The following is a 25,747-nucleotide window of genomic DNA, read 5'->3' as shown; positions in this document are numbered from 1 at the left end:
CGATGAATATTCCAAATCTGCTCACCGTTCTACGCGTCCTGCTCATTCCGATCTTCATCTTGCTGTTCTATATGCCCTATCACTGGAGCTATATGGCCGCCAGCACGGTGTTTGCCATCGCCGCCGCCACCGATTGGCTGGACGGCTATCTGGCCCGTCGCCTGCAGCAGAGCACGCCGTTCGGCGCGTTCCTCGACCCTGTGGCCGACAAGCTGATGGTCGCCGTAGCCCTGGTGCTGCTGGTGCAGGTGCACGCCAACTTCTGGCTGACCCTGCCGGCCGCCGTGATCATCGGCCGCGAAATCGTCGTTTCGGCCCTGCGCGAGTGGATGGCTGAGCTGGGGGCGCGGGCGCATGTGGCGGTGTCCAACCTCGGCAAGTGGAAAACCGCAGCGCAAATGCTGGCGCTGGTCATCCTGCTGGCCAACCCGCCGCTGGTGACCTTCTGGGTGATCTTGGGCTACGGGTTGCTGCTGGTTGCCGCTGCGCTGACGCTATGGTCCATGGCCCATTACCTGCTGGCCGCCTGGCCGCACCTGCGTGAAGGTTCGGAACAAAAATAAAACTTTTTTGAATCAAGGGGTTGACGCCGTTTTAGATATCGCTAGAATGGCACCCATCACGACGCGGGAATAGCTCAGTTGGTAGAGCACGACCTTGCCAAGGTCGGGGTCGCGAGTTCGAGTCTCGTTTCCCGCTCCAGTTATAGATCTACAGAGTTCCATGGAAGTCTGTAAGTCGTTGAAAAAGGGCCGAAAGGCCCTTTTTTCGTTCCAGCGAAAACCACCGAAAACCGGGGGTAGCCGGACAAAATGAGTCCAGAAATGAGTCCAGAATTGGAAATCGGCTCATTCGGTTTTCCGGTGGAGCAGGGTAGGTAACGAGACGAGCATTTGGCCTCTGACAGGTTCAGGAGGTCACCATGGCACTCACGGAAATGGCGATTCGGCATGCTCGAGTCACTGCCAAGGAGTACACGCTCGCAGACAGTGATGGCTTGTTCCTCAACGTCACTGCCCAGGGCAGCAAAATCTGGCATTTCCGTTATTACTGGGAAGGTCGGCAGAAGCGCATGTCCTTCGGCAGTTACCCGCAGGTGGGGTTGCGTGACGCGCGGGAGCGGCGAGATGAGGCACGAGCGCTGATTGCTCAGGGATTCAATCCCTGTGAACAACGCAAGCAGCAGCGTGTGGCCCTGCGCCTTGCCAATGATCAGACCTTCGATGCGGTGTTCGAGCAGTGGATTGCCTTTCGCAGGTTGAGTCTCAAAGAAGGGCGACAGAGCACGCTGTCGCAGATACTGCGCATTTTTGCCAAAGACATTCAGCCCTACATCGGCGAGCAGTCGATCCATGAGATCAATCGGCATGTACTCATGGATCTGCTCAGCCGTATCGAATGCAGGAAAGCCTTCACGACTGCGGAGAAGTGCCGGACCTGGCTCAATCAGTTGTTCCGCTACGCACTGGTACGCATAGCGGGCCTTGAACACAATCCTGCCGCAGATCTCGATGTGGTGGCGGTGCCCAAGCCGCCGGTGGAGCACAATCCCTTCCTGCGCATGGAGGAGCTTCCGCACTTCCTGGGTAAGCTGCGTGCGTTCCGCGGCTCGCAGCAGACGCAACTCGGTATCCGCTTGTTGCTGTTGACCGGCGTGCGTACTGGTGAGTTGCGTCTGGCGACCCCTGACCAGTTCGACCTGGAGCGTAGGCTTTGGATCATCCCGCCGGAAGTGGTCAAGCAGCTCCAGCTCAAGATGCGCAACACGCGCCGCCAAACCGCCAAGGTGCCGCCCTATATCGTTCCGCTGTCTATCCAGGCGGCCGAAGTCGTGCGCCTGTTGCTCGATCAGGTGGTGCCCGCTCAACGGCATTTGCTCACCCATCGAAGCGATCTGAGCAAGCGCATCAGCGAGAACACCCTGAACAGTGCGTTGCGACGTATGGGCTTTGCTGACCGGCTCACGGGGCACGGCGTGAGGGCGACGATCTCAACGGCACTCAACGAGATCGGTTACCCGAAGATCTGGATCGATGCGCAGCTGTCACATGCTGATCCGGACAAGGTGAGTTCAGCGTACAACCATGCGGAATACGTTGAGCAACGCCGTACGATGATGCAAGACTGGGCCAACCGATTAGATCTCTGGGTGCAAGGACATACCAAGGCGGCAGCCTCACCGTTAACTATTCGCTTGGAGGGGGTATCGCAGCTGTCGTTCGGGCTACAGAGTTTACTTCTCCCTCCCGTACGCAGTGGCATGAAACCAGAAATGAGTTCGTTAGACGTTGAAGGTAGTAAGGCTTTAGCGGATCGATTCGGCGCGTCGGAAGTGTCTGCCGTCCGGCTGGTTTCTGATATCCAAAGAGAGCGTGCGGAGATGCTTGAAATCTACGAAGCAGCGACCAATTTACCTCTTCTCTCTTTTGCACGGCTGGCTGGAAAATCGCGAGATCAAATCAACCGTGATATCAAGGCACGACGTCTGCTGTCACTTAGCTTGGGGAATCGGGGCCAGCGTATTCCAGACTGGCAGTTGGATCCGGTGAAGCATAAGCTGGTTCTGGCAATCTTCAAGTCGTTGCCTCAACTCGAAGCCTGGGAAGTCTACCGTCTGCTCAGTGAGCCACACGATAGGCTGAGAGGGCGTATACCGCTAGATGTGGTGCAAACAGAGAATTTTGAGACTACCTTGGCTTCACTGATTCGGGTGCGACAAATAGCATAGTTCGTGTTCGTCATTCTTTTTTGTATGGCTTACAATGGTCCGAATGTTTGGTTTATTTGTAGTGGTCTACTAACTCCGGACACCCATTTAGGCGAGAATGCTCGCCCCAGAGAGGTGTCTAATGACCAAGGCTGTACCTTTACCTGCAGTCAAGCAGCAGCTTGACAAGGCATTGGTGAAAATTTGTCACCATCACACCATTTATGTTATCTGGAGTTTCGCTGAGGTTGATCCGTGTGGCAGCGGTACTATCCTCAACTTTCATGGCGCTCCAGATACTGGCAAGACGCTGACCGCCGAAGCGTTTTCCGGAAGCATCGGTAACCGGCTTATCAGCGCGAGAATTGCCGACCTTGAAAGCAAGTTTGTGGGGGCACCTCAAAGAACATCGCCCAGCTATTCGAGTCGGTATGTGCCGAAGACGCCGTGTTGTTCCTGAGCGAGGCCGATGCGTTGTTGGGTAAACGCTTGTCGTTGGTTACCCAGGCATTGATAACGAGGTCGACGCCATACGCTCAACGCTGCTTGTCGAGTTGGAGAAGCAAGCTGGTGTCGTGATTTTTGCGACCAACTTTCGCGTAACTACGATAGCGCCTTCGGATCAATCGCGGAAGCTACGGAAATTTTGATTTATAAAGAATTACTATCGATTAAAAATCGAATATTGTAAGTCAGTGAGTGGGTCGGCGGGGAGGTGGTCAGATTCAGGTTTGTTGAGAAGCCGGCATAAGTGGGAGCTTATGCCGGCTAAGCTGTTTTACAGCATGTGGAAGAATGTTCTTTGGCTCTTGAATTTCAAAGTGTCATTTACCGTGATTGTATTCGGCTTTCTTCGGGTGCCGCCCCCAGGAGTGATAACCTCAATTTCGGGGCTTTGGATGATAGCAGCATGTACATCGTCGGTATGAGCAGGCGTCTCGTTGTAGATACTTGCATAGAAATCGCTAACAGACACGGCATCACCCGATTCAGATATGATCCGAGGGATATCTTCTTGGAGTTCATTTCGAGCATTTTCTCGATCTGACTCGCCGAATAAGTAAAGTGAGCCATCTTCCGCTGGGTCATAAGAGAGCATGTTCAGGCCCGATCTACCAAAGTGGGCTTGAGAGCTACTATTGTCGTGCAGAATGTTATTGTAGACTTGGCGGGCTTTGTAAGAGTTGGCGAAGTGAATTAGCCAGTATCTCCAGCCTGACGGATTATTGATGGAGAAGGGGCTTACATAAGGAGCACACTCTTTGAATGCCTGGAATACTAGTCGCTCCGCCGCACCAAGCCAACTTTTTTTGGTTAGATGGTTTTCGAGATTTCTAATGTCGTCTTCCCTTAAACCAATTGGGGCTAGCTGGCTTATTAGCATTGTGGGGTCTGATTTTTTTAGATATGAAACCAGCGCTTCGATCGCAAAGGTATAGAAAATTTCGGCCGATGGGTTTGATCGAGTTATGTCGAGGATCGTTTTTCTATCGACATGGCTATGGCCGCACTGATCTAAATTGAAAAGAACGTTTCGGCAGCGATATTTTGATAGGAGTTCTTTGACTTTTGGATAAAGCTGTTCGAATGGCTCGCTGAAAAATACGGTATTTAGGATAAGTCTAGATTCTGTATCTTTGGCCTCGGCGATTATAGGTGCTAGATTTTCCTGTAGGAATGCAGTGACATTTTTGTCTGCATCATTGAGTATCAAAAAACACTCAATAGTTACCAGTCCAAGCCCCTGTGATCCACGGTTGATATTTATATGGCGCAGAGCTCTCTTCAACTCTTCAATGAAAATGACTGGCGACCCAGCTGCTCCGCACTGGTACCGACCGCCACCAGAGAACCCATCAATTACCGCTAGTTTAAATCGTGACTGCTGAGGAAGTTGGCATCTCACGGTTAAATACTGAAAGAAATACTCTCTAAGTATTTTGTGTTTTCGGCGTGAATGATCATCTAAAACAGCTCCAGAGAGCCATTCATACAGTTTTCCAGCCATTCGATCTAGAATTCCCTATCAGATTGAAGCCTGCCCCAGCTCGCCTAGGATTGTGATAGGCATTTCGTCCCAGGTACGACCACGGTACTCTCTGCCATTATCTTTTTTAGATCTTTTCTTATTGTCTTTTCCCCAAGCGCCCCATTGCTTGAAGAAAAATGCGGTTTCGCTGATCAAGCATTGTTCGTAAATTTCGTCAATCCACTCTTCTTTTATTGGTCGTGCGGATCGTCCGCTTTCACCGCCAACGATTGCCCAGTCGATGTTTTTAAGATTGACGCCGGCTACTGAGTTTATGAGCGGCTCGAACGAAATGAATCGAATGCTTGCAGGTATGTCGCGAAGACTATCAATTCTATCTAGGACATCGGCGTTTTCAACACTGGTGCCTATCCAAACGTTGGGTAGAATGTCTTTGATCTTGCTCTGCAATATGTTCTTCATGCGCTCAGGGCGCTTTGTCAAAATTTGATAGCTGTGGCGCGGTGTTTCGCGCATGACATTCCAGACTTTAAGGATAAACTCATCGCTTACGTCGTCGTGGAATAGGTCGCTCATCGAGTTGACAAAAATTTTCCGCGGCTTTTTCCAGCTGTAAGGAATGGCTAATGATTTTTCGTCTTCGCGTATTACACCGTTCCAGACTGTGCGCTTGCCAGACTTTCTAGTAAGTCCAGCATATTTTTCAACGCGCATCGCTTCTAGGCGCTTGGCCATTTCCATGGCGTAACAGTTTTTGCACCCATCACTAATTATTGAGCAGCCCGCAACAGGATTCCATGTGGAGTCCGTCCACTCGATTTGGGTCTCAGCCATCTCTGCACCTGCACGATCGGTTCTACATCTAGTAAGTAGGCGCGTCGCACTGCTCCGGCCCAGGGTGGCGCATCGCGTGCTCCTGCATGCAGACCGCCCATTAGGACATTATGCCCTAACGCATCAAAGACGTCCGCTTTTTGGGCGCGATGCCACTACAGCCGGTGGTGTATGGCGCGCGCAATCGTCCTTCGCCAAGCCTGCGGCCTAAACGTGTGAGGATTTCTGCAACCCTGCGGAGCGATGAAGGTGAGCTTGTGACTGGCGCGGATGGCACCTGAGCGGGAGAGATCAACCCTGCGAATCCCAGCAGGAATCCCCTCATTGAAGGGTAGAGGCCGCACCGGCCAACACTCGGAATTGATAGGCACTGACGGCCTGGAAAAAGAACTCAGCTTCAACGCGCAGCTCTTCGACTTGATCGACAGGTAGCCCCCCCTGCGCCTCATGAAACTTCAGAAGAACGTCCATCGCCTTCTGCATCAGCGGTTCGCCTTGGATCACTGCCACATGCAGACGCTTTCCGAAGAACATTTGGACAGAGCTCTGGGGCGGTATTTTGGGTTAGCGAATTAAAAAATGTACCCCCAGAAATACCCGTCGATACCCCCAGAAGAATGCACGATCGAGAATGGCGACTTTTGAGCACGCTCGCCATGCCGACGGCGGTCTGCATTCGCTCGATGATCACCCAGGCCAAGCGATGTTGGGAGGGGAGACCTGCAGCATCGCCAGCACCCGGGCAGCGCCGAGGCGGTCGGCGATCCGGCCGATGGGCACCGTGCAGACGAGCCCGCAAAGCCCCGCCAGGGCCAGGTCGATGCCCACCTGGACGCTGCTCAGGCCGACCACCTAGGTATAGAAGAACGTGGCGCCTGCGAGGAAGAGGCCGCGCCCGGAAGCATCGACGAAGGCAATGAGCAACAACAGGAGAGAGGCACGAACGTCCTGAAAATGTTGAAGGCTAGCGTTTTTCCGATTGGCCGGGCGGCTTAGGTCTTGCGGATGATCAGCATGTACATCTGGCCGTGCAGGCTCGGGAATTTGGCCTTCAGCGCAAGATCCATGTCCAGCAGGTTGTGGATCCTGGCGGGCCCGTCCTGCTGCAGGTCGAGCTCGTAGCCCAGCGATTCGGGGAGCAGGCCCAGCGGACGGATTTCCTCGACCGCGAAGCCCTGCGCCCGGGCGATCTCAATGGCCTCGCCACGGCTGATGGCGTTCTGTCGCATCAGTTCCTTCTGCTCGTGGGAGTAGATCGAAAGGTAGGTCAGGTGTGGACACTCGATGTCCCAGGTCGAGATCACGCAGAACCCGCCCGGCACCAGGCAGCGATGGATTTCCGACATGACCCTGGAGAAGTCTTGCCTTGGGAAGTGCGCCGCCGTGCCCATCATGCAGGTAATGAGGTCGAACTGAGTGCTTTCGAACGGCAGCGCCCTGGCGTCGCCTTGGTGGAAGTCCGGATTGAGCGCGCCGCCGGTCTTCTGCCGGGCATACTCGACCGCCCTGGGTTCCAGGTCGACGCGAAAGGCCTGGATGCCTTGTCGGGCCAGCAGGGTCGGGTAGCGGCCGGTCGCGGCAGGCAGTCGAGCATGTTGACCAGCTCGAGGGATTTCTTGGCTTCGTCCTCAGGCACGGAGCAGTCGTAGCGCATGTAGGCCGCCACGTCATAGTCCAGTGCGGCATCGGCGGCATCGGCGGCCTTGTCCTGCGCGAACTCGGCGATCACCGAGAGCAGCCGCCCGCGCTGTTCGGCAACGCCCGCCAGTTGGGTGGCCCGTACGGTGCTTGGGGTAAAGCCGCGTTGCGCGGCGGGGTCGAGCAGTTCCAGGATCAGGTTGGCGTACCAGTCCTTGTCGTCGCTTGGGCGCAGGCCTTCAGGTTGTGCGCCCTGGCGTCGGAGGTGCTGCAGCCGGGCGTCGACGTCGAGGTAGTCGGGGCTGAGGGTAAACACCACTTCGTAGTATTTCTGGGCCTCGGCGAAGGATCCCTGCTCCTGATGGATGCGCCCCAGGGTGTAGAGGGTTTTCTTGGCTTCTTCGCTGACGGTCAGTTCGCGGGCGCGGCGGAAGGCCGATTTCACGGCGAAATGATAGCCGGCCATGAGGAAGCTCTCGCCGGCCAGGGTGAAGCTCTTGAGCTTCATCCGGTCATCCTGGCCCGCCCAGGCGAAAGGGCGATTTAGCCCCTCAAATTTATGGCCAAATGACATCTCCGTCGGTACATTCCTGTACTCGCTGTGCCATGGAAAGAAAAATGGGGGCTCGGCCCCACCGTTACACGGGTATGGACTGAGAGATGGAAGGATGAAGGATCCAGATGCTAGCCCCAGCGCAGCGGGGTATGGCTACCAGTACGAACGCGCGCTGTACCGAATCTTCACGGCCCCCAACGCGCAGACCAGATTCGGCATTGAAACGGCTGATGATGTTGAAGAGATCAGCCAGACCGCTACAGGTTCTCGGCGTGTGTCAGAACAAGCGAAGCTGTCTGTCCGGCCCCACAAAAACCCACTGCAAGACAGCAGTAAAAACCTGTGGAAGACACTCCGCATCTGGTTGAACGGGTTAGCGGCTGCTCGGAAGGAGCATGACGAGTTGCAGTTTCTCCTCGTCACGAACCGAGTGCTTAAGAAAGGCACACTGGCCATGCGGCTTTCTGATGCCCTTTCAAAGCAAGACGTGGCAGACGCGGTCGTTGCGCTTCGAACGCATGCCGGCGGCATGACAGGCAAGCCTGGCGAGATCGCTCGGGATGTCATCGCCTACTCGGACGCCGACTTGGTATTTCTGATCGAGCACATGTCCATTGAGGACGGCCAACTCAATGCCCAGATGAAGCAGCGGGTGATCGCGTCCCTCCACCTCCCGGAAGACGCAGTGGCGAATGCTGAGGACATCTACCATGGTCTGGTCGGTTTCCTGTTCGACCGTTGCCAGGAATCCTGGGTAGCCCGCAAGCCTTTCTGGACGACCGCTCAGCCTTACTACAACAAGCGTCAAACGCTCGTTGAAGCGTTCATGAATGGCCCTTGGGAACCTCTGCCCTTCGAGAAAACCGAGTTCGCAGAGTGGGCCGAGAAGATCGACCCCGCGGACATGCTTTTCGTGGAGCAACTCACCAAAATCAACATGCCGAAAAACCTGCTGATGAAGCAATTCGGCTTCTACTGTGCCGCCTACTCTGAGCGCATCCGCCTCCTGGAATCAGGTGGAGTTCTGGCCGAGGACTTTGATGTAGCTGAGCGTGTGCTCAGTGATCGCTGGGAAGCGATCAACGACCGCCACCAGCTGGACAATATGACGTCGCTGGATGACTACGACACGGCTGATTACAGGTCTGTGATGACCAAAACCTTGTTTCCAGAAACCTTTCCCATGAAAGTGGGACGGGTGAGCTCCACGGCTCAGTACCTGTTCAGCGGCACCTACCACCGGATGGCCAATGCCGATGGAACACAGTCCCCCATTCATTGGCACCGTGAAGCGCCGACCTCGGAGGAGGAGTCATGAGTGAGGTGTATCTGGATCATCAATTGATCCACAACTCGTCATTGGCCTGCTTTCTGCTGACACACTTCATAGGCGAATACCAAGAGGCAGGGCTTGGGCAAACCCCGGATCTACCGAAACTGATGTTGGTGCTGCCCTTGGTGTGGAATCAGCGCTCACGCGATGCGTTGAGCCCGCGCACCAGCCGCTCCACCTTGGGTGCTGTGCTCAGGGAGACCCCGGTGTTGAAAATTGATCTGCAGCGAAGGGTGTCCGCCCATGCGGCTACCACCCTACAAGGGCTCAATCTCGCCGTTTCTTCGCGCCTGATTGGAAAGATCGGCACCAAGGGGAGTGAGACCAGCTTCCAAGTCTTGGTCGACCGTTGGCCACGAGGCATCAAGAACACCATTCCCTCGGCCATGCTGCAGACCACTGAGAAACTGGCGAAGTGGTTTGCCACCGACACGACAGAAAACCTGTACAAGCTCTTGTTTGGGATTCCCAATGAAATTCACGATTGACGCAGTCATCCTCTGGCCACGCTGCCCTGGCTTGGAGCCACGAGTCATTCCCTTTCAAGACGGGAAGATCAACATCATTTACGGGCTGAGCGGCACCGGCAAGTCGTCAATTGTGCACATCATTGACTACGTGCTGGGCGCGACCAAGTGCCATATTCCGATCGGCATCATCCGCGACACAGTGGATTGGTTCGGGATGAAAATCCGCGTTCTCGGTACGACCTACATCGTCGCGCGACGCACTCCAGGAAACTCCCAAGGCTCCAACGAGCTTTGCATGCTGGAGGTGGACGATGAACAGATCCCGGACTCCGTTTACCGTACCCATTCCCTGGCGCAGTACAAAGCCGCCTTTGATGGCATGGTTCGGGTCAGTGACCTGCCCCACTCCGATGAGGAAGAGCCGTCCAGCTTTGATCGCCGCAGCTCCTATCGCGACATGGCAGCGTTCAATTTCCTGCCTCAGCACATCGTGGCAAACCCCAACACCCTGTTCTTCAAAACCGACTCGTTTGCTCACAAGGAGCGCCTGACGCGAGCCATGCCCTACGCGCTCGGTATGGTGGATGCAAACTACATCATGAACGAACGGCGTCGGGATGAAGCGCAGCGCGAGCAAGATCGGCTGCGCAAGCAGCTAGCAGTCCACGATGCGGCCAAGGCGAGCCAATATGCTGACGTCGACCAACTGTTTGATCGCTGCATTCAGCTGGGCTTGCTTGAGCGCACCAGCACCCAGGGCGCTCAGAAAGTCGAACTGCTCAAGAAGGTCGTCATCGCGACCCATGAAGGACGGCTTGAGCAGACACTTCTGGAACCTCAACGACTGCATATCTCAGAAAAGCTGAAGGTGATCATCGAGGAAGTCGGGAAGCAACAACGTATCGTTGACGAATTTGATGCCCAGATCGATGGCTTCGACCACCTGGCACGTAACAGCAAGCGATTCGTCGCGGCCATTGATACTGAGAAGTCCCATGTCATTGGTCTCGACTGGCTCAAACAGAGCGTCTCTGACGGTGGGCACTGCGTGGCCTGTGGCTCGTTCACCAACGCCTTGCCTATGGTGATCGAGAATCTGGAAGAGAAGGTCAACAAGGTTACCCGGATTTCGGACGCGCTCAAGGACAATCCCGTCGTCGACAAGCAACTGGCCACGCTGAAACGGCAGCGCGCCAAGGAGGAGCGTGAGCTGTCGCGTTTGATGCGAGAGCAGAGTCGCTTGATCCAAGAGGATGAGCGTACCCGAAATGCCATTGGCCAGATCTACTATGTGGCGGGTGAGATCAGCCGGCTAATCAAACAACTGGACGGCGCTGAAGCAGACGAGGGTCTGACCAAGCGCATGACCGAGCTGGAAAGCCTGATTCGGCATTACAACTTCCAGATGTCGTTGACTGACATGGCTGAGCAAGAGCGGAAGGTCGATGCCCAGCTGGCCCCGATGTTCGAGGACTATGCGGATCAGTTCGGCTTGAACGGAACGCCTGGCGCTCAGATTTATCTCGATCGGAAAGAGCTCACGCTTCGCTTCGACTCCCACGGCCAGCGGGATTTTCTCTGGGAAATCGGCAGTGGTGCGAACTGGATGGGCTATCACATCGCGACGTTCCTAGGCATTCATGAATACCTGTCGAAGGAGGAGAATCGCAAGCTCCCACCTTTCAGCTTCATCGTGATCGACCAACCGAGCCAGGTCTATTTCCCAAGCAATACCGGTGGCATCAACGCACTGGATGCGGGTTTCGAAGCGGTGAATCAAGCCCGGCCAGCGGATGTCGTTGCCACGCGCCGAATCTTCGAAGTCTTGGCTGAAGGCCTCAAGCGTGCCGGCCATTTCATCCAGATCATTGTCCTTGAACATGCGGGCCCAGACATCTGGGGACAGGTCGCTGACACCGTGCCCGTAGCGGCGTGGCAGAGCAAAGACGACGGGCTCATCCCTGCCCACTGGATCCACCGTCACAATGACTTAGCGTAAGTACCCGTGGCCAGTTGTGTTGCTCGGGTACAACTGGCTCAGGTGTTAATAAAACCAGTAGTCTTTAGAGTGAAATAAAGAGCATCTTGGCAAAGGAGCCTGTATGTAAATAATGCGTATGAATGAACCATCCCTGGTTTCGTAGATACCTCCAAGCCAGGTTCAGACAGGGGACTTTTTGTATGCGAGTACTCGTCCGACCATGCTGCTGACCACCAAGTACGTTGATGGTTTACCCCTTTATCGTTTCGAAAAAGGTACTGGACCGTCACGGTACCAATATTCCAAGGCGTTTAATTCAGATGAGTTGGATTATTAATTATAAAAAAGTCCAGTTCTGCATGTGTTTCTGGCGCCAGCTTATTGGCGCTTGGGCTTCACTATTTCTCATTTCCTTTCAAGACGACCTTGGTAGAGCAGCGAATAGCGTAAATATTGGCGTAGCGTTATTTGGCGGGCTGGGTAACGGCTCATGGATCTGCGTCGAGAGGCTCTGTCGCCGCAGTTTTGCCGTATTCGGCGTGCTACTTTGGGAAGTCGTTTCATGCGTAAGAAATTTTCACCAGAGATTGAGATTTTCATCAGGCGCTACGTTCGTGACTTGAACGAAGGTGTTGCAGCAGTTTTTGCAGGAGCAGGGCTCTCCAGGAACAGTGGTTTTGTGAACTGGCCGGAGCTGATGCGCGAGGTGGCCGAAGAGGTAGGGTTGTCAGTCGACAAAGAGCACGACCTCGTGGCCCTCGCCCAGTTCCATGTGAACGAGCGCAGCGGCTCGGGTGGCTTGGCTCGTCGTATTATCGAAGAGTTTTCTGAGCATGCGGAACCGTCAACTTCGCATCAGATCCTGGCGCGGTTGCCCATTCGTACCTACTGGACAACCAACTACGACCAACTGATTGAGGACTCCCTGAGGAAGCATCAGCGTGTACCGGATGTGAAGCACAAGATTGATGACTTGTTGACCACCCGGCCCAAGCGTGATGCTGTGGTTTACAAGATGCACGGTGACGCGTTGTCCCCGACCCAAGCGATCCTCTACAAATCACAGTACGAGCAGTACTACAAGACCCACGAAGCCTTTGTGACGGCTTTGAGCGGCGATCTGATCTCCAAAACGTTCCTTTTCATCGGGTTCAGTTTCACGGATCCGAACCTTGACTACGTGCTCAGTCGCTTGCACGTGCCGCAGCATGCTCGCCGTGAGCATTTCTGCTTCCTGCGTCGCGAGCCTTCCAGCCTGTATGAGAACGAAGACGAAGAAGCGGCTCGGTACCGCCGGCGTAAGCAGGAACTGCACATCCAGGATCTGAAACGCTTCGGCATTCAGACGCTGCTGGTGGACGAATACGCCGATATCCCAGCGATCCTGCGCGCCATCGAAGAGCAATTCTTGAAGAAAACCATCTTCATTTCCGGCAGCGCCGAGGAGTATGGCGACTGGAAAAAGGATGAAGCACTGGATTTCATTCACTCCCTCTCATCCAGTTTGGTGAAGCATGGTTATCGGGTGGTGAACGGCTTCGGCTGGGGGGTGGGCAGCGCTGTGATCAACGGTGCTCTGGATGCAATCTACTCCAACCCTGAGAAGTTCTCAGAAGACCAGCTTGTGATGAGGCCCTTCCCGCAGGTTGCTTCCCAGGGGCAGGACCTGAAAGTGCTATGGCAGCAATACCGTGAGCGGATGATCGCACTCTCAGGCATCGCGCTTTTCGTCTTCGGCAACAAGACTGAAGGCGGGGAGATCGTGAGCGCGCCTGGTGTGGAGCGAGAGTTCGACATTGCTGTGCGCCAGGGGGTTGTTCCGGTGCCGATCGGTGCTACGGGGTACAAGGCCAAGGAGCTTGCAGAGAAGGTCATGGCTGATCCGGCCAAGTACGCTCCTGATGATCAGTGGCTGGCTGAAAGCCTTAAGAATCTGAACGATCCGGCTGCCGGTGCGAAATCCATCGAAGCTGCAGTGCTCACCATCATCAAGAAGCTGGAAGGGGTATAAGGCGATGAAGCGTAACGTGTTTTATAGCTTCCACTTCGGCAAGGATGTGTTGCGCGTGCAGCAGATTCGCAACATGGGGGTGATCGATGGTGATGAACCCGTGAGCCCAAACCACTGGGAGGAGATCAAGCGTTCGGAGGAGGGGGTCAAGCGTTGGATCACCGAGAATCTCAAGCGCAAGACCTGCCTGGTGGTACTGATTGGTGAAGAGACAGCATCACGCAAATGGGTGAAGTTCGAGATCATGAAGGCCTGGGAGTTGGGCATCCCTGTGGTTGGTGTTCGTATCCACAACCTCAAGTGTCCAAATGCTGGCACTGGGGCATACGGCCTCAACCCCTTCGACTACGTGACGCTCAAGCGGGCTAACGGAACGGTGTACAGCCCACGGGTTTACGACCCCCGGGCAGATGATGCTTACGGTTCTATAAAAGCGAACCTGCCAGCATGGATTGAAACTGCCATCAAGGAGTGCGCGTAAGCGCACCCCTTTAAAGATAAGGGAGCAAGGCTTACGTGGCTTTCTTTACTAAAGAACAGGCGCGAGCTGCGGCGAAGCGAACCAAGGTCACGCTTGGGTCGGTTACCGGCACGCAGTCCTATTCCAGTGAGCAATATGATCCGACCCAACGGTTTGACATCTTCCTGTCGCACTCTATCGCCGACAAAGATCTGGTGCTCGGGGTCAAGGAGCTTCTGGAGGAAAAGCACTATACGGTTTATGTCGACTGGGTGAACGATGAGGAGCTCGATCGTACGCAGGTCAACAAGGAAACAGCGGATCTACTGCGCAACCGTATGCAGCATTGTTCCAGTTTGGTCTACATTGCCACGGATAACGCCGAGAACTCCAAGTGGATGCCTTGGGAACTGGGCTATTTTGACGGTCAAAAGGCAGGCGGAGTCGCGATTATGCCTCTGGTAGAGAGCGAACGATCAGGGTACAACGGACAGGAGTACCTCGGGCTGTATCCGCTGGTGATTGAGGATGATTCACAGATTTACGTTGAGGGGGTATCTGAGGGCAGGATTGGTTTGTATGCCTTTGTGAACGATACCTCTAGATAGTAAGTCCTTGTCTTGATCTAATCCGAACTCTTTGCTCATCGCCAGATGGGTGAGAAGTTCTAAAAGTAGAATAATATGGTTCGTAACGTAACGAAATCTGAGCTTCGAAATATTTCCTCCCAGGCGACGCAGAACCGGACTTTTGCCAAGTCAATGGCGTCCACTTATAATATGACGTTCATTTCTCACTCGAGTAAAGATAAAGACTTGGTGATGGGGGCAATTGAAGTCATCGCCAATCATGGTGGAATGCCGTACATCGACGAAGTCGATCCAGAAATGCCGAAACACACATCTGAAGAGACTGCTGAGCTTCTGAAAAAGCGAATCACGGACTGCAAACGCTTCGTTCTGCTCACTAGCCCTAACAGCAAAGACAGTCGCTGGGTTCCATGGGAATTGGGCGTTGCTGATGGTAAGAAGGGTGTCAACCGAATAGCCATTTTTGCTGCTTCAGATTATGAAAGCGACGATAGCTGGTCGTCGTGGGAGTACATGGGGCTTTATCCTCGGATCGTCTGGGGCAAGCTGAAAGGCTATCCAAATGAATTGTGGATGGTCTATACGGAGAAGACGAACACGGCTGAAACTCTGGAGTCCTGGCTGCGTCGCTGAGCCAAGAACGCTGGTGCCAGTCAAAATTGGCTAGTCATTGGATTGTATATGTACATCGGCTTTGAGCTTGAAAATTACAAGCCTTTTGAGATGATTAGTGGGTCGGCGGTTAATAACTTTCGTGATCAAGCGCGAGATGTGGTCGTGAATGATCTGGCCGATTATGTCATCGGTCAGATCGACAACAAAGATATCATAGATGTCAAGGAGCTAACGCTGAGGATTTTCCCTCAGCAAGATGCCCAGATTTTCCTTTCACATTCGCACCGGGATGAGCGCAAAGCTATTGAGTTTGCTTTGTCCTTGGAGAAGCGAGGTGTCAGCGTGTTTGTTGATTCATGCGTTTGGGGTTACGTTGGTGACCTCTTGTTAAAAGTCAACAAGCATTACTCCGACAGTGAAGTGGTCGGGGATTTTACCAATTTTTCCTATGAAAAGTGTAATGAGGTCGCAGCCTCACTTTATTTGATGTTGAATGAAGAGCTGCATCGAATGATTGACGCGGCTGAGTGCTTTATTTTTTTCAATACCAAAAATTCGATCCCGATTAAAGGTCACGAGGGCTTTGCAGAGGGTGACCGTACGTTGTCTCCCTGGATTTACTCCGAGCTCGCTTTCAGTGCCAAGGTACGTTACAGGCCATTGGTGCGTAAGCGCTTACGCAGAAAGATCGTAGGCGCAATGGAGTCTTACTTAGTGGAGAAGGCGTTTGGATCAGCTTCTTTTGCATTCGAGGTCGTCAACGAGCACCTTCCAAAGCTCGATGGGAGTACACTGAGGACATTGGCTCAGACGACGCCTGAGACCGGCGATTTTTGGCTAGATGCTTTGTACTATGCGTATGAGCTCGAAGCTAAGTTCAAAGGTCTCTGTGAGGCCCGTGCTCTTGAGCCCATTGCATAGCGGGTGCAGTGTCAAGATTTTCATGTGTAGGGCCCGGATTCATGTAAGGTCGAATTCCATTACTCGATTGAGGCCCAGGCATGGCATACGGGGCTATTGTGTGCGATGTCTGTGGTATGCACGTTACGGTGACGCGAGAGCGGCAGCTCTTTCGCTCCCGTTTCAATATATGAAGCCGATTCTGATACGCACTGGAGAGCAGGAGGCTACATGCGCAGAAATGAGATAGAGGATGATTTTTCGAGGATCGCGTTTGAGTTCTTTTATCGGTTCTCTCGATTCGAGTTCTGCCTCAAGGAAAACCGCTACTTGAAGAACAAGAGACCTGGTCTCAGCGCAGAGCCAGGTTGGAAATGTTTTGTCGTAGAGCACGCTGAGGCGTATGAGCTATCGATGGAGGCCGAGGCTTTGCTTGCATCGCCTCCCGACCAGCAGATCGTCTCTGACAATCTGGAACTGGCTTGGCAGCCTATTAGTTTTGAAAAATGTACATCTGATCTTGATAAGGTTGTTAAGTCGGTCAAGACCGTTCGCAACAACTTGTTCCATGGCGGCAAGCATGGTGCTGCTGGCTGGGATGATCCGGTTCGCGCGCGCTTGCTTATTGAAATGAGTACTGCCGTTCTGGCAGTCCTTGCTGTCCTTGGCGGCTTCACGGACGACTACGAACGGTTTTATTAGACAGTGTCTTCTTGCAGCTAGGCAGCGCCCTCTGTCCGCATGGAGGTCGACTCAACCAAGATCTGGTGGTAACAGTTTCGCGCAGTGTTCTTACACGTATCAACTGCCGCAGGCTCCGCGTTAGCAGTCGCTCTTTTCATGCTCATACGCTTCTCGTAAGGAAGAGTCTGTGTGCCAATGTTGAGGTCGTTGAGGATGTGAGTGCACTGTAAGCGGCCGCCCAATTCACTTTGCGTAAGTCAGGCCGGAACCCATTGATGCGGTAGCAATTGCCCGATCTCACTGGCCCGCTGCGTCGGCAGCCGCGTCAGCACATCTTTGAGATAGGTATACGGATCATTCCCATTCCTGCGGTCGGGATACCTTTGTCGATAGCCTGCGCCGGCACCGTCGTCTGGATCAGTGTTTCGCACTGATGGCAGGTTCACTTGCCACGTACGTGTTGCTCGACGGTAAATACGCCAGGCGTGTAATCCAGCTTCTCGCTGAAGTCTTCGTCGATGCGTTGGAGTTAGCAGCCACACGCGCACTGGGTGTTTTCGGGTTCGTGACGAATCACAGTGCGTGGAAATTGCGACGGCAAGGGCGCGCGTTTTGGGGATTGCAGTGATTCGGCCTGCGACGCAGTTGGAAGGAGCTGTATTAGCTCGGCCTCGATCGCTTCAAGGTCTGTGTCGAGCAGGTCATCCAGCAAGCTGCTTTGCACCGGGCTACTCTCCAGCTCAACGGACCAATATCGCATTGGAATGATCGATGATGGGAACCGACTCTAGATTTCGCCGTGCTCCTAACCACTCCCGCATGCGCTCAGTATCGAAAATCTGTCCCTCTTCCATCATCACTCGGATGAGAGCTTGGGACATTCGATAACGCCCGCATTGGGAGCAACGGCGTTCCTCCCATCCACGGGGGCACTCGCTGGACTCAGCCTGCGTCGCACATATCAAACAATTCATAGATAACTACGGTTTCCTTGAGTCGGCGCAGGTCGTGGCCGCCACGGCCTGCGCATTGGCCGTGTACATCGACGGCCGCGGCAAATGAACTATATCGTCCGCCGGACGCCTCGACGCGTAATTATTGCCCCGAATAGACCGTGTACTACTCCGGAAAGCTGTTCGTGATCGGTGCGTAAATCACACCTGTTTTCAGAAAACTGTGCGAGATACCGCCGTAAATCGTGTTGTCGCCGAGAAAGTACGGATTCTCCGATGAGTTGCGAGAGCAGGTGTTCATACCCAATCTTCAGATTTCGACATGATAGTCGTTCAGATTGCATTATGTGTTCCGGGCTTAGGGAAGGTCTGAAGTAACCCTGTATTTCCGGTCGACTTCAGCCCTCGCTGCTTTTGAAAGCGGGCCGTCGATCAAAATCGACCAGGTAACCCGCTCAGTTCTCCGTTTTTGGCCGCCGCGAGCACCTCGCAGCAGCCATTTTCCGCATTACAGGTGCACCTTTCCTGCGGTAGTCAGCAAATGTCGGCGCGCCATCCATAGGTTCGACAGCGCGAACAGCGTCACCAGCTGAGCGGTGTTCTTGGCCAGGCCACGGAAGCGCACCTTCACGTAACCGAACTGGCGCTTGATCACTCGAAACGGGTGCTCGACCTTCGCTCGCACTTGTGACTTGGCCTTCTCGATCTTGCGCTTGGCTTTGTACAGGGCGCTGCGTTTATCGAGCTTCTTGTAGGTGCTGCGGCGTGCTGCGACCTGCCAGATCACTTCGCGGCCAGCATGTTCGGGGCGCTTTTCGACGCCGGTGTAGCCGGCATCGGCGCAGACGACGTTCTCGTCACCGTGCAGCAGTTTGTCGACCTGGGTGATATCCGCCACGTTGGCTGCCGTGCCTACCACGCTGTGTACCAGCCCCGACTCATCATCTACGCCGATGTGCGCCTTCATGCCAAAGTAATACTGGTTCCCTTTCTTGCTCTGGTGCATTTCCGGGTCGCGCTTGCCGTCCTGGTTCTTGGTCGAGCTGGGCGCGTGGATCAGTGTGGCATCGACGATAGTGCCCTGGCGCAGCGACAGGCCGCGATCCCCCAGGTAGCCATTGATTACGCCGAGGATGCCGGCTGCCAGTTCATGTTTCTCCAGCAAGCGACGGAAGTTGAGGATGGTGGTTTCGTCGGGAATGCGCTCCAGGCTCAACCCGGCGAACTGGCGCAGGATGGTCGTCTCGTACAGCGCTTCCTCCATTGCCGGATCACTGTAGCCAAACCAGTTCTGCATCAGGTGAATACGCAGCATGGCCAGCAGAGGATAGGCGGGCCGACCACCTTCGCCCTTGGGGTAATGCGGCTCGATCAAGGCAATCAGTCCTTTCCACGGCACCACCTGATCCATCTCGATCAGGAACAGCTCTTTACGGGTCTGCTTGCGCTTGCCGGCGTACTCGGCGTCGGCGAAGGTCATCTGCTTCATGGAAAAACTCGGCTGGCGGGATCGGCGTATTTCACCAGATTCGGGAAGTCTTTTTCAGACCTTCCTTAGAGTTGATCATCCGTCAATGCTAATGTGCTGGCAGCGCCATGAACTACGATGTCTCGTAGCGTGGAGGCCCCTACCAGAATGTGCGTCGCGTAGTGAGTGGCCGTAATGATCTTGGCCTGGAGAAAGTCCGTGTCGCTCGGGGTGCATGACAATTGTGTCGTGGCGGCCTCGGCCATGCGCGCCGAAAGCCAGCCGCCGATTACTGTGCCCACCAGCCGTAGGAACGGAACGGCACCTGCAGCACAGTTCTGCGACTGCGTTTCACTGTTAATGAGCAGCCAGTCGACGCTTTCCTCGAGGGCCATGGCCGCCCTCATCAGGGCGTGACCGATTGGCGACAACTCAGGGTCGTGCGCATCCATTAGCCGGCGAGCATCGCTGTCTATACGGGTCAACAACGCTTTTATCGTGCGTCCACCCTCTCGTGCGATCTTGCGGCCAATCAGGTCATTGGCCTGGATGCCAGTGGTGCCTTCGTAAATTGTTGTGATGCGAGCATCGCGGAAGTACTGCGCGGCACCGGTTTCCTCTACGTAACCCATGCCTCCATGTATCTGCACGCCGTCGGAAGTGATGCCCTCTGCGTTGTCAGTACACCAACCTTTGACTACCGGTGTCAGTAGGCCGACTAGGTCCTGTGCCTGCGTGCGCTCTTGCGCGTCGGGGTGGCCGGCTGCTCGATCCATCTGGCCGGCGCAGAAGTAAGCCACTGCGCGCATGGCCTCGGTGCGTGCCTTCATGTCCATCAGCATACGCCGCACGTCGGCGTGGCCGGCGATGGTACTGCTACCGGCCAGCGTCGGTTTTCCCTGCACGCGCTGGAGCGCATAACTGCGCGCATGCTGGTAGGCTCGCTCGGAAACACCTACGCCCTCCAGTCCGACGTTTAGGCGCGCGTGATTCATCATAGTGAACATGCAGGCCAGCCCCTGGTGAGGCTCGCCGACGAGATAGCCTATAGCACCTCCGCCGTCGCCAAAGCTCATGGACGCTGTGGGGCTGCCATGGATGCCTAGTTTGTGCTCAATGGACGTGCAGATTAAGTCATTGCGTTCACCAAGAGAGCCGTCGGCATTGATCAGGAATTTGGGGCATAGGAACAACGAGATGCCCTTCACGCCCGGCGGCGCATCGGGCAGGCGAGCGAGCACCAGGTGAACGATGTTCTCGGCCATGTCGTGCTCACCCCAGGTGATGAAGATCTTGTTGCCGACGATACGATAGTGATCGCCCTCGGGTACGGCGCGGCCGCGCAGTGCCGCGAGATCTGACCCGGCCTGCGGCTCGGTAAGATTCATGGTCCCGGTCCAGCGGCCGGCGACCATAGGTTCGAGAAAGCGCTGCTTGAGCGCATTGCTGCCGTGATGAGCGATCGCCTCCACGGCACCGAGTGTGAGCATCTGGCACAGACTGAAAGCCAAGTTGGACGATTTCCACATTTCCAGCACGGCGGTAGACACCAGCGTCGGCAGGCCGTGTCCACCCCATTCGAGGGAGGCCGGCATGCCGATCCAACCGTTCTCGCAAAAGCTGGACCAGGCCTCGCGGAAGCCCTCGGCGGATGTGACTTCGCCATCGTGCCAGCGCGCGCCCTGTATGTCTCCCGAACGATTCAACGGATCCAGTATGCCGGCAGCGTAGTTGGCAGCCTCCTGCAGGATTGCCTCGACCAATTCAGGCGTAGTCTCCTCGTTGCCAGGCTGGGCACAGATCGCCTTTAAGTTTCCAACTACCTTCATCGTGAACAGCATGTCACGCAAGGGTGCAGTGTAGACAGACATAGTGAACTCCCGTTGTAATGGCGATTAGGCGTCTAGCAGAGTCAGTCGAGGTCGGTGCTACTTCAGCACTATCGACGCTGAGCGGTTATGGATGAGAAGGGGGAGGCCGATCGCACTAATGTGGATGCATGATCCACCATGCGTCTCAGAATCCGCAGAAGCGTGTGAAGTTTTTGACTGGCTCACGCTCGGTGCGCATGCTGTTTTCTGCAGCCGCTGGGTCGGCATAGCCCAGTGCCATGCCACACAGCACCATGTGTTGGTCTGGGATTGCCAAAATTTCGCCCAAAATACGTGGGTAGAGGGCCCATGCCATCTGTGCGCAGGTGTCGAGCCCTCGAGCGCGGGCAGCCAACATGATGTTCTGCAAGAACATGCCGTAATCCACCCAACTGCTCAAGGCCATACGCCGGTCCAAAATAAATATCAAACCTACCGGTGCATCGAAAAAGGTAAAGTTGCGCGTATGTTGGGCGCGCATTGCAGCCGTGTTTCCCTTAGAAATTCCGACAGCAGCATAAAGCGCAAGACCGCACCGGCGCCGCCTAGTCAGGTAGGGTTCCACGAACTCGGCCGGATAGATATCGTATTCGGACTGATGCTCTCCTTGTTCATGGTTGAAGGCCTCCACCACACGGTCACACAAGCGTTTCCTGACCTCACCTGCTACAGCGATAACCTGCCAAGGCTGGGTATTGGTGCCGCTGGGCGCGCTGGCTGCCGTCGACAGAATGTCAGCCACCATTTCCTGGGACACAGCGGTCGGCAGAAAGGCCCGAACCGAACGACGTCCGCGCATTACCACTTCAATCGGTATGTCGCTCGTAGGCGCGTTATTGCCAGACATAACATACTTTCCTGGTAGCTAAGTTATACGGCGAGTGCTCCGGATAGTTTCGCGGTACCGAGGACAGGTGGTGCGAAAGCGTAAGTACCGAATACCCATGGGTGACAAGAGGCACGCGATCTCGCTCACTTTGTACGAGAGGGATGCACCGGCGACGATCAGCAGATCTGGATTGCGGAGAACACGTCGTAGCCGGGGTCAACTTGGCAACTGAACCTTGAAGTGACTCCCGCTGACGTCTCGGCGCTGACTTGCTCATTCTCGCTTACGATCGTTTCTTGGATGTGCTGCCGAGGAGTATTCTGGGCACTCAGTCCGGACGCGTCTTGCCCGCTAGCGCATGGTGAGTTGATTTTGTGTGCGCAGGGGCAAGCGAATCTGCCCTGCCAACCGGCACGGATGCTTATTTGGGTAGCGCTGTGCAGAGGGCATCTCAATTCGGAGTCATTTAGTGTAGGCTTGGGTTCTGTGCCAACAATAAAAGTTGCTTGCATCGATCATGTTAAAACCTGTCGACACTGTTCCTGTCTTCGCCGTGCATGGTCTGCTTGATGGTGCGCGCGAAAAAAGACTAGCCACTGAGTCTTGGCTGTGTGGCGTTCTGGCGCAGGCCCGTATCGCCGAATCGCTTCTGCATCTGGGCCAGTCGCGTGTGACCGTCGAGCAGTACATCGCGCTATTTAGCGCCGTGAAGGAAAGCCTAAATGATGAATGTCTGGGCTATCTACGTGGTCGGCCGTTGCGTAGTGGCAGTTTCGCGTTGATAGCTCGTTCAACGCTCGGGGCAAAGACAGTTGCGGCCGCCCTTGAGCGCGTCAGCGAGTCCTTCGCCCTCTTGCAGGATGATATTGATCTTGTTCCGGTTTCCGATGACTCGCTTAGTGGAGCAGCTCTTTGTGCGCGTGACGTCTCAGTTGAGCACTCCGATTTCCTGCATGGACTGCTGTTGCGGGTTTTCTGGCGCCTGCTTGTATGGTTGCACGGCGGTCGCCTGGTGCCTAAGAGATTCGATTTTGCCTTTCAACCACCTCCACATGCCTCAGATTACTCCCGAATCTTTACTGGTACTTTGAGGTTCGGGCAGGAGAGGTCGGCGGTCTGGTTTGAAACCACGGCATTTGCGCAGCCGATGCGCCGTGACACCGTCGCACTCCAAACATTTCTGCGCGCCACGCCAAGTAATCTAGTCGGACCACATTTAAATGAGCGAACATCCAGCGCGCGCGTGCGAATGCTATTGCAGCATGCGTGTCCTGCGTGGCCTGATCTGGCTGATGCTGCGCAGCGGTTGCATGTATCAGTCAGTGCATTACAGCGGCATCTGGCTGTGGAGGGGAAATCGTTTCAAATGTTAAAAGACGAGTTGCGGCGCGACATGGCGATTGTTCGATTGACCAGCACTGATGCCACGCTGAGCGCCATCGCTGTCGAGTTGGGGTTCGCTGACAGTACCGCATTTCAGCGGGCCTTCAAATCGTGGACTGGTTGCGCACCTGGTGTTTATCGATCACTTACGAGGCAGTATTAGTTCTGTATCGACGTAGTTTCAGAAAGGCATATAGCTGCTGCTAATTTGGCAAGGGCGATGCTTTCCAGGTAATTAGAAACCCACTAAAGTCTTCAAAGCGATGAACACAGGTGAGGGCCGTCGACAGGGATGCATGTCCCCGTCAATCATGATCCGGCCTCGGGTGTGAGTAATAGAAAAAGTCCGTTGAAGTCCTCTGGATTAGCCAGGCGGCGCATTGGGATACGCTTAATGAGTGCCTTGCCATAGTCAGTGTATTACATGGTATTAGTAATGTCTGTGTCAGTGTGGCCAGGTTCGATTGCGTTGACTCAGATTAAATACAGTGCCCATTCGAGGGCCAAACTCTTTGTCTTGTGGACGACAGCTGCTTTGGAAGTCGAATATAGCATGTGGCTCGGCATCACACGTTCGCCTAGTGTTGAGGCAATATTAATGATCGAACCTCCTCGCCCAGAGTCTGCCCGGCGTTGAGTTGCGCACGTTGCAACTAGCCGTGCACCGCGTACGTTGATAGCTATCAACGAGTGGAATCGCTCGCTGTAAGTACGAGCGAAAGACTACCGATGGAACCCCCTGCATTGCTTACTACAACTTCAAGGATGGCACCCGAGATGTCCAGCTCGGCGAAAGCTTGGTCGAGGGATTGTTCGGATGTCACATCCATTTCCAGTACGCTGATCTGTGGGGAGCCAGGCCTCTCCAGTTCCTTGGCGAATTCGTCTAACCGATTCTTGCGCCGTGCTCCGATCACCATATTGGCTTTGCAGTCGATAGCCAGCCGGGCGAAGTTCTCGCCCAGACCTGAAGAGGCCCCCGTTACCAACACCTGCTTGCCGGTAAGCATTGCACCAAGATCCATCACCATCTCCGTGCGTTTGCAGTGGAACATCAATGCCCAGTGGTTAGCGTAGGTTCGATAAGTTGGGGCTGCCACCCGCAATGCTTTGTCGAAAGAGGTAATTTGTCAGTTGATCGAGACGATCCGTCATTGCCGCACTAGACACCGTTTCCTATGATCTTCTACATGCCTGTGGCGCCATCACCGTTGCACCGAACGTAAGCGTTACGTGCAGACGACCGGGGCTGATAGGCAACTGCGCCTGGAAGAAAATTCTGGAGGCAACAAGTGCAAAAACAGTCACTCACGGAATTGCCCACTAACCACGTTTCCATCGATGGCAGGAATGATGCGTTGGAGGCAATGGAACATAGTTTTCAAGGCTGCTTCCAGCGTTGGAATCTATCCTCATCGGCGGAGCTTACTGAGTTTCAACGTAAGTTGCGAGCAAATGGGCTCGGAGTAGTCTCCCAGGTGCACATTGTGGTCGATCCCTGCGTTGGCCGGTTTCCACTTGCATATTCGCAATGGGGCGATGAGCTCTACATAGCTCTGCAGTTGCATCTGAGCGGTCGTGTGCGGATGCGGCAATGGGGTGAGCAGATCTGTGCGGGTGATATGTTCGTCTGGCGCTCTGATCGGCGGCAAGACTATGAAGTGTTAGAGCGAGCATGCAGTGTGTCTCTTATGATTCCGTGGCAACTTTTGCGCGAGTATCTGCCGGGGCGCAAGCAGCCGCCTTCAGCTTGTCGTATCGATACCCGTACAGGCGTGGGTTCGTTGCTAAGCCGCCACCTGGTCGGGTTGTCCGAAGAGATCGATGCTGTACCGCCTTCTGCACACTTCACTCTATGCCGCACGGTGATCGGGCTGCTGGACATTGCACTGCCCGAACCGCCGTGCGCTAGCAAACTTACGGCAAAGAATGCTTTGAGGGAGCGAGTGTTGTCCTACATCGCTCAGCATTTGCATGAAGATAACTTGATCCCGACGCGCATCGCTGCGGCACAGGGCATTTCGGTGCGCTACCTTCATGCGCTTTTTGCGCAGAGCGATACCACGGTGGTCGGCCATATCTTGGAAAGCCGATTGTATGCGTGTCGGCAGACACTCGCCGATCCAGCTTGCAAGCACCTGCAGATCTCCGAGATTGCTTTCCGCTGGGGCTTCAACTCCACCAGCCACTTTTGTCGCACGTTCAAACAATTCTTTGGAATGTCGCCGAGCGAGTTACGCCGTAGGGCTGCTGCTTGCTACCCCTATCTACCCGGTAGACGTATCAGGTTTTTCCCTCATGTACAAGAAGACAACTCACAGTGTATTGGCAGGCAGGTCGCGCAGCCCTATGCCAACGAGGGGCCTTGTATGGTCTCAGAACGCAAAGATTCAACTCTTCGCCAGCACTCGCAGTGTTTTGCTGCAACGCAACTCGGGCCCTTGTTTCAGGCCAAGCCCTAATACTCCACCGTA

General features: G+C 54.7%; 25 protein-coding genes, 1 tRNA gene and 2 pseudogenes. 16 read left to right on the top strand and 12 right to left on the bottom strand.

The features are described from left to right. Nucleotides 1-2 precede the first annotated feature (2 nt). From pgsA to JET17_RS27340, 4 genes are all read left to right on the top strand, one after another. A complete protein-coding gene (gene pgsA / locus JET17_RS17110; RefSeq protein WP_012315213.1) occupies nucleotides 3-563 on the top strand; it encodes a CDP-diacylglycerol--glycerol-3-phosphate 3-phosphatidyltransferase in 561 nt (186 codons plus the stop codon). A 63-nt stretch (nucleotides 564-626) separates the two neighbouring features. Continuing rightward, a tRNA-Gly gene (locus JET17_RS17105) sits at nucleotides 627-702 on the top strand. A 220-nt stretch (nucleotides 703-922) separates the two neighbouring features. After that, entirely contained in the window at nucleotides 923-2,728 is a 1,806-nt protein-coding gene (locus JET17_RS17100; protein ID WP_012315212.1) for a tyrosine-type recombinase/integrase, read from the top strand. Nucleotides 2,729-2,849: 121 nt separating this feature from the next. Next, a complete protein-coding gene (locus tag JET17_RS27340) occupies nucleotides 2,850-3,167 on the top strand; it encodes an AAA family ATPase (RefSeq protein ID WP_012315211.1) in 318 nt (105 codons plus the stop codon). 318 nt (nucleotides 3,168-3,485) lie between these two features. On the opposite strand, the gene JET17_RS17090 is transcribed toward JET17_RS27340, so the two are convergent. The 5 genes from JET17_RS17090 to JET17_RS27330 form a co-directional block, all read right to left on the bottom strand. Beyond that, a complete protein-coding gene (locus JET17_RS17090; protein WP_012315210.1) occupies nucleotides 3,486-4,715 on the bottom strand; it encodes a three-Cys-motif partner protein TcmP in 1,230 nt (409 codons plus the stop codon). A gap of 18 nt (nucleotides 4,716-4,733) precedes the next feature. After that, nucleotides 4,734-5,531, bottom strand: a complete 798-nt coding sequence (locus tag JET17_RS17085; protein ID WP_012315209.1) for a DUF5131 family protein — start codon at nucleotides 5,529-5,531, stop codon at nucleotides 4,734-4,736. A 321-nt stretch (nucleotides 5,532-5,852) separates the two neighbouring features. Continuing rightward, nucleotides 5,853-6,065 (bottom strand): hypothetical protein, encoded by a 213-nt coding sequence (locus tag JET17_RS17080; protein ID WP_012315208.1) that lies wholly within the window; start codon nucleotides 6,063-6,065, stop codon nucleotides 5,853-5,855. 153 nt (nucleotides 6,066-6,218) lie between these two features. Continuing rightward, nucleotides 6,219-6,359: a hypothetical protein gene (locus JET17_RS27335; RefSeq protein ID WP_225521856.1), complete on the bottom strand. Its 141-nt coding sequence runs from the start codon at nucleotides 6,357-6,359 to the stop codon at nucleotides 6,219-6,221. A 164-nt stretch (nucleotides 6,360-6,523) separates the two neighbouring features. After that, a complete protein-coding gene (locus JET17_RS27330; protein WP_323757193.1) occupies nucleotides 6,524-7,069 on the bottom strand; it encodes a class I SAM-dependent methyltransferase in 546 nt (181 codons plus the stop codon). 768 nt (nucleotides 7,070-7,837) lie between these two features. Between JET17_RS27330 and JET17_RS17065 the strand changes: the two genes are divergently transcribed. From JET17_RS17065 to JET17_RS17020, 10 genes and pseudogenes are all read left to right on the top strand, one after another. Continuing rightward, nucleotides 7,838-9,043, top strand: coding sequence for an ABC-three component system protein (locus JET17_RS17065; protein WP_012315204.1), 1,206 nt, complete (start codon nucleotides 7,838-7,840; stop codon nucleotides 9,041-9,043). Continuing rightward, nucleotides 9,040-9,546: a three component ABC system middle component gene (locus JET17_RS17060; protein ID WP_012315203.1), complete on the top strand. Its 507-nt coding sequence runs from the start codon at nucleotides 9,040-9,042 to the stop codon at nucleotides 9,544-9,546. Before JET17_RS17065 ends, JET17_RS17060 begins: the two co-directional genes overlap by 4 nt. Continuing rightward, a complete protein-coding gene (locus JET17_RS17055) occupies nucleotides 9,530-11,527 on the top strand; it encodes a DUF3732 domain-containing protein (protein WP_012315202.1) in 1,998 nt (665 codons plus the stop codon). Before JET17_RS17060 ends, JET17_RS17055 begins: the two co-directional genes overlap by 17 nt. Nucleotides 11,528-11,729: 202 nt before the next feature. Further along, a pseudogene (locus JET17_RS17050) lies at nucleotides 11,730-11,844 on the top strand (IS66 family transposase); the annotation flags it as partial. Between the two features lie 227 nt (nucleotides 11,845-12,071). After that, nucleotides 12,072-13,520 (top strand): SIR2 family protein, encoded by a 1,449-nt coding sequence (locus tag JET17_RS17045; protein WP_012315201.1) that lies wholly within the window; start codon nucleotides 12,072-12,074, stop codon nucleotides 13,518-13,520. Between the two features lie 4 nt (nucleotides 13,521-13,524). Beyond that, nucleotides 13,525-14,001, top strand: a complete 477-nt coding sequence (locus JET17_RS17040) for a TIR domain-containing protein (protein WP_012315200.1) — start codon at nucleotides 13,525-13,527, stop codon at nucleotides 13,999-14,001. Between the two features lie 35 nt (nucleotides 14,002-14,036). Beyond that, nucleotides 14,037-14,588: a toll/interleukin-1 receptor domain-containing protein gene (locus JET17_RS17035; protein WP_012315199.1), complete on the top strand. Its 552-nt coding sequence runs from the start codon at nucleotides 14,037-14,039 to the stop codon at nucleotides 14,586-14,588. A 75-nt stretch (nucleotides 14,589-14,663) separates the two neighbouring features. After that, nucleotides 14,664-15,203 carry a toll/interleukin-1 receptor domain-containing protein gene (locus JET17_RS17030; protein ID WP_012315198.1) on the top strand — a complete coding sequence of 180 codons (540 nt, stop codon included), beginning with the start codon at nucleotides 14,664-14,666 and terminating at the stop codon, nucleotides 15,201-15,203. A 48-nt stretch (nucleotides 15,204-15,251) separates the two neighbouring features. Continuing rightward, nucleotides 15,252-16,106: a toll/interleukin-1 receptor domain-containing protein gene (locus JET17_RS17025; protein WP_012315197.1), complete on the top strand. Its 855-nt coding sequence runs from the start codon at nucleotides 15,252-15,254 to the stop codon at nucleotides 16,104-16,106. Nucleotides 16,107-16,316: 210 nt separating this feature from the next. Next, nucleotides 16,317-16,787 carry a hypothetical protein gene (locus tag JET17_RS17020; protein ID WP_012315196.1) on the top strand — a complete coding sequence of 157 codons (471 nt, stop codon included), beginning with the start codon at nucleotides 16,317-16,319 and terminating at the stop codon, nucleotides 16,785-16,787. Between the two features lie 239 nt (nucleotides 16,788-17,026). On the opposite strand, the gene JET17_RS27845 is transcribed toward JET17_RS17020, so the two are convergent. The 5 genes and pseudogenes from JET17_RS27845 to JET17_RS17000 all read right to left on the bottom strand — a co-directional run bounded on the left by JET17_RS27845 (nucleotide 17,027) and on the right by JET17_RS17000 (nucleotide 21,908). Continuing rightward, a complete protein-coding gene (locus JET17_RS27845; RefSeq protein ID WP_225522085.1) occupies nucleotides 17,027-17,101 on the bottom strand; it encodes a hypothetical protein in 75 nt (24 codons plus the stop codon). 29 nt (nucleotides 17,102-17,130) lie between these two features. Further along, nucleotides 17,131-17,499 (bottom strand): annotated as a pseudogene (locus tag JET17_RS27325) (IS66 family transposase zinc-finger binding domain-containing protein); the annotation flags it as partial. A 731-nt stretch (nucleotides 17,500-18,230) separates the two neighbouring features. Beyond that, nucleotides 18,231-19,211, bottom strand: a complete 981-nt coding sequence (locus JET17_RS17010) for an IS5-like element ISPa16 family transposase (protein WP_012315195.1) — start codon at nucleotides 19,209-19,211, stop codon at nucleotides 18,231-18,233. A 65-nt stretch (nucleotides 19,212-19,276) separates the two neighbouring features. Continuing rightward, the gene (locus tag JET17_RS17005) at nucleotides 19,277-21,061 is read right to left on the bottom strand and encodes an acyl-CoA dehydrogenase (protein WP_012315194.1); all 1,785 of its coding nucleotides are present in this window, start codon (nucleotides 21,059-21,061) and stop codon (nucleotides 19,277-19,279) included. Nucleotides 21,062-21,206: 145 nt separating this feature from the next. After that, nucleotides 21,207-21,908, bottom strand: a complete 702-nt coding sequence (locus JET17_RS17000) for a nitroreductase (protein ID WP_012315193.1) — start codon at nucleotides 21,906-21,908, stop codon at nucleotides 21,207-21,209. A gap of 499 nt (nucleotides 21,909-22,407) precedes the next feature. Between JET17_RS17000 and JET17_RS16995 the strand changes: the two genes are divergently transcribed. Further along, a complete protein-coding gene (locus JET17_RS16995; protein WP_012315192.1) occupies nucleotides 22,408-23,436 on the top strand; it encodes an AraC family transcriptional regulator in 1,029 nt (342 codons plus the stop codon). Between the two features lie 311 nt (nucleotides 23,437-23,747). Here JET17_RS16995 and JET17_RS27530 read toward each other — a convergent pair whose 3' ends face one another. Then, nucleotides 23,748-23,960: an SDR family NAD(P)-dependent oxidoreductase gene (locus JET17_RS27530; RefSeq protein ID WP_012315191.1), complete on the bottom strand. Its 213-nt coding sequence runs from the start codon at nucleotides 23,958-23,960 to the stop codon at nucleotides 23,748-23,750. Further along, nucleotides 23,957-24,298 (bottom strand): SDR family NAD(P)-dependent oxidoreductase, encoded by a 342-nt coding sequence (locus JET17_RS16985; protein WP_012315190.1) that lies wholly within the window; start codon nucleotides 24,296-24,298, stop codon nucleotides 23,957-23,959. The genes JET17_RS27530 and JET17_RS16985 overlap by 4 nt, the downstream gene beginning before the upstream one ends. A 267-nt stretch (nucleotides 24,299-24,565) precedes the next feature. Here JET17_RS16985 and JET17_RS16980 point away from each other — a divergent pair, with 267 nt between their 5' ends. Continuing rightward, on the top strand, nucleotides 24,566-25,735 hold the full coding sequence (locus tag JET17_RS16980; protein WP_012315189.1) for a helix-turn-helix domain-containing protein: 1,170 nt from the start codon (nucleotides 24,566-24,568) through the stop codon (nucleotides 25,733-25,735). The last annotated feature ends 12 nt before the right edge of the window (nucleotides 25,736-25,747 follow it).

Origin of the sequence: Pseudomonas putida (genome assembly GCF_016406145.1) — a bacterium.
In the GTDB taxonomy this organism is placed as follows: Bacteria; Pseudomonadota; Gammaproteobacteria; order Pseudomonadales; family Pseudomonadaceae; genus Aquipseudomonas; species Aquipseudomonas putida_E.
This window is presented reverse-complemented; position numbering and strand designations above follow the sequence as displayed.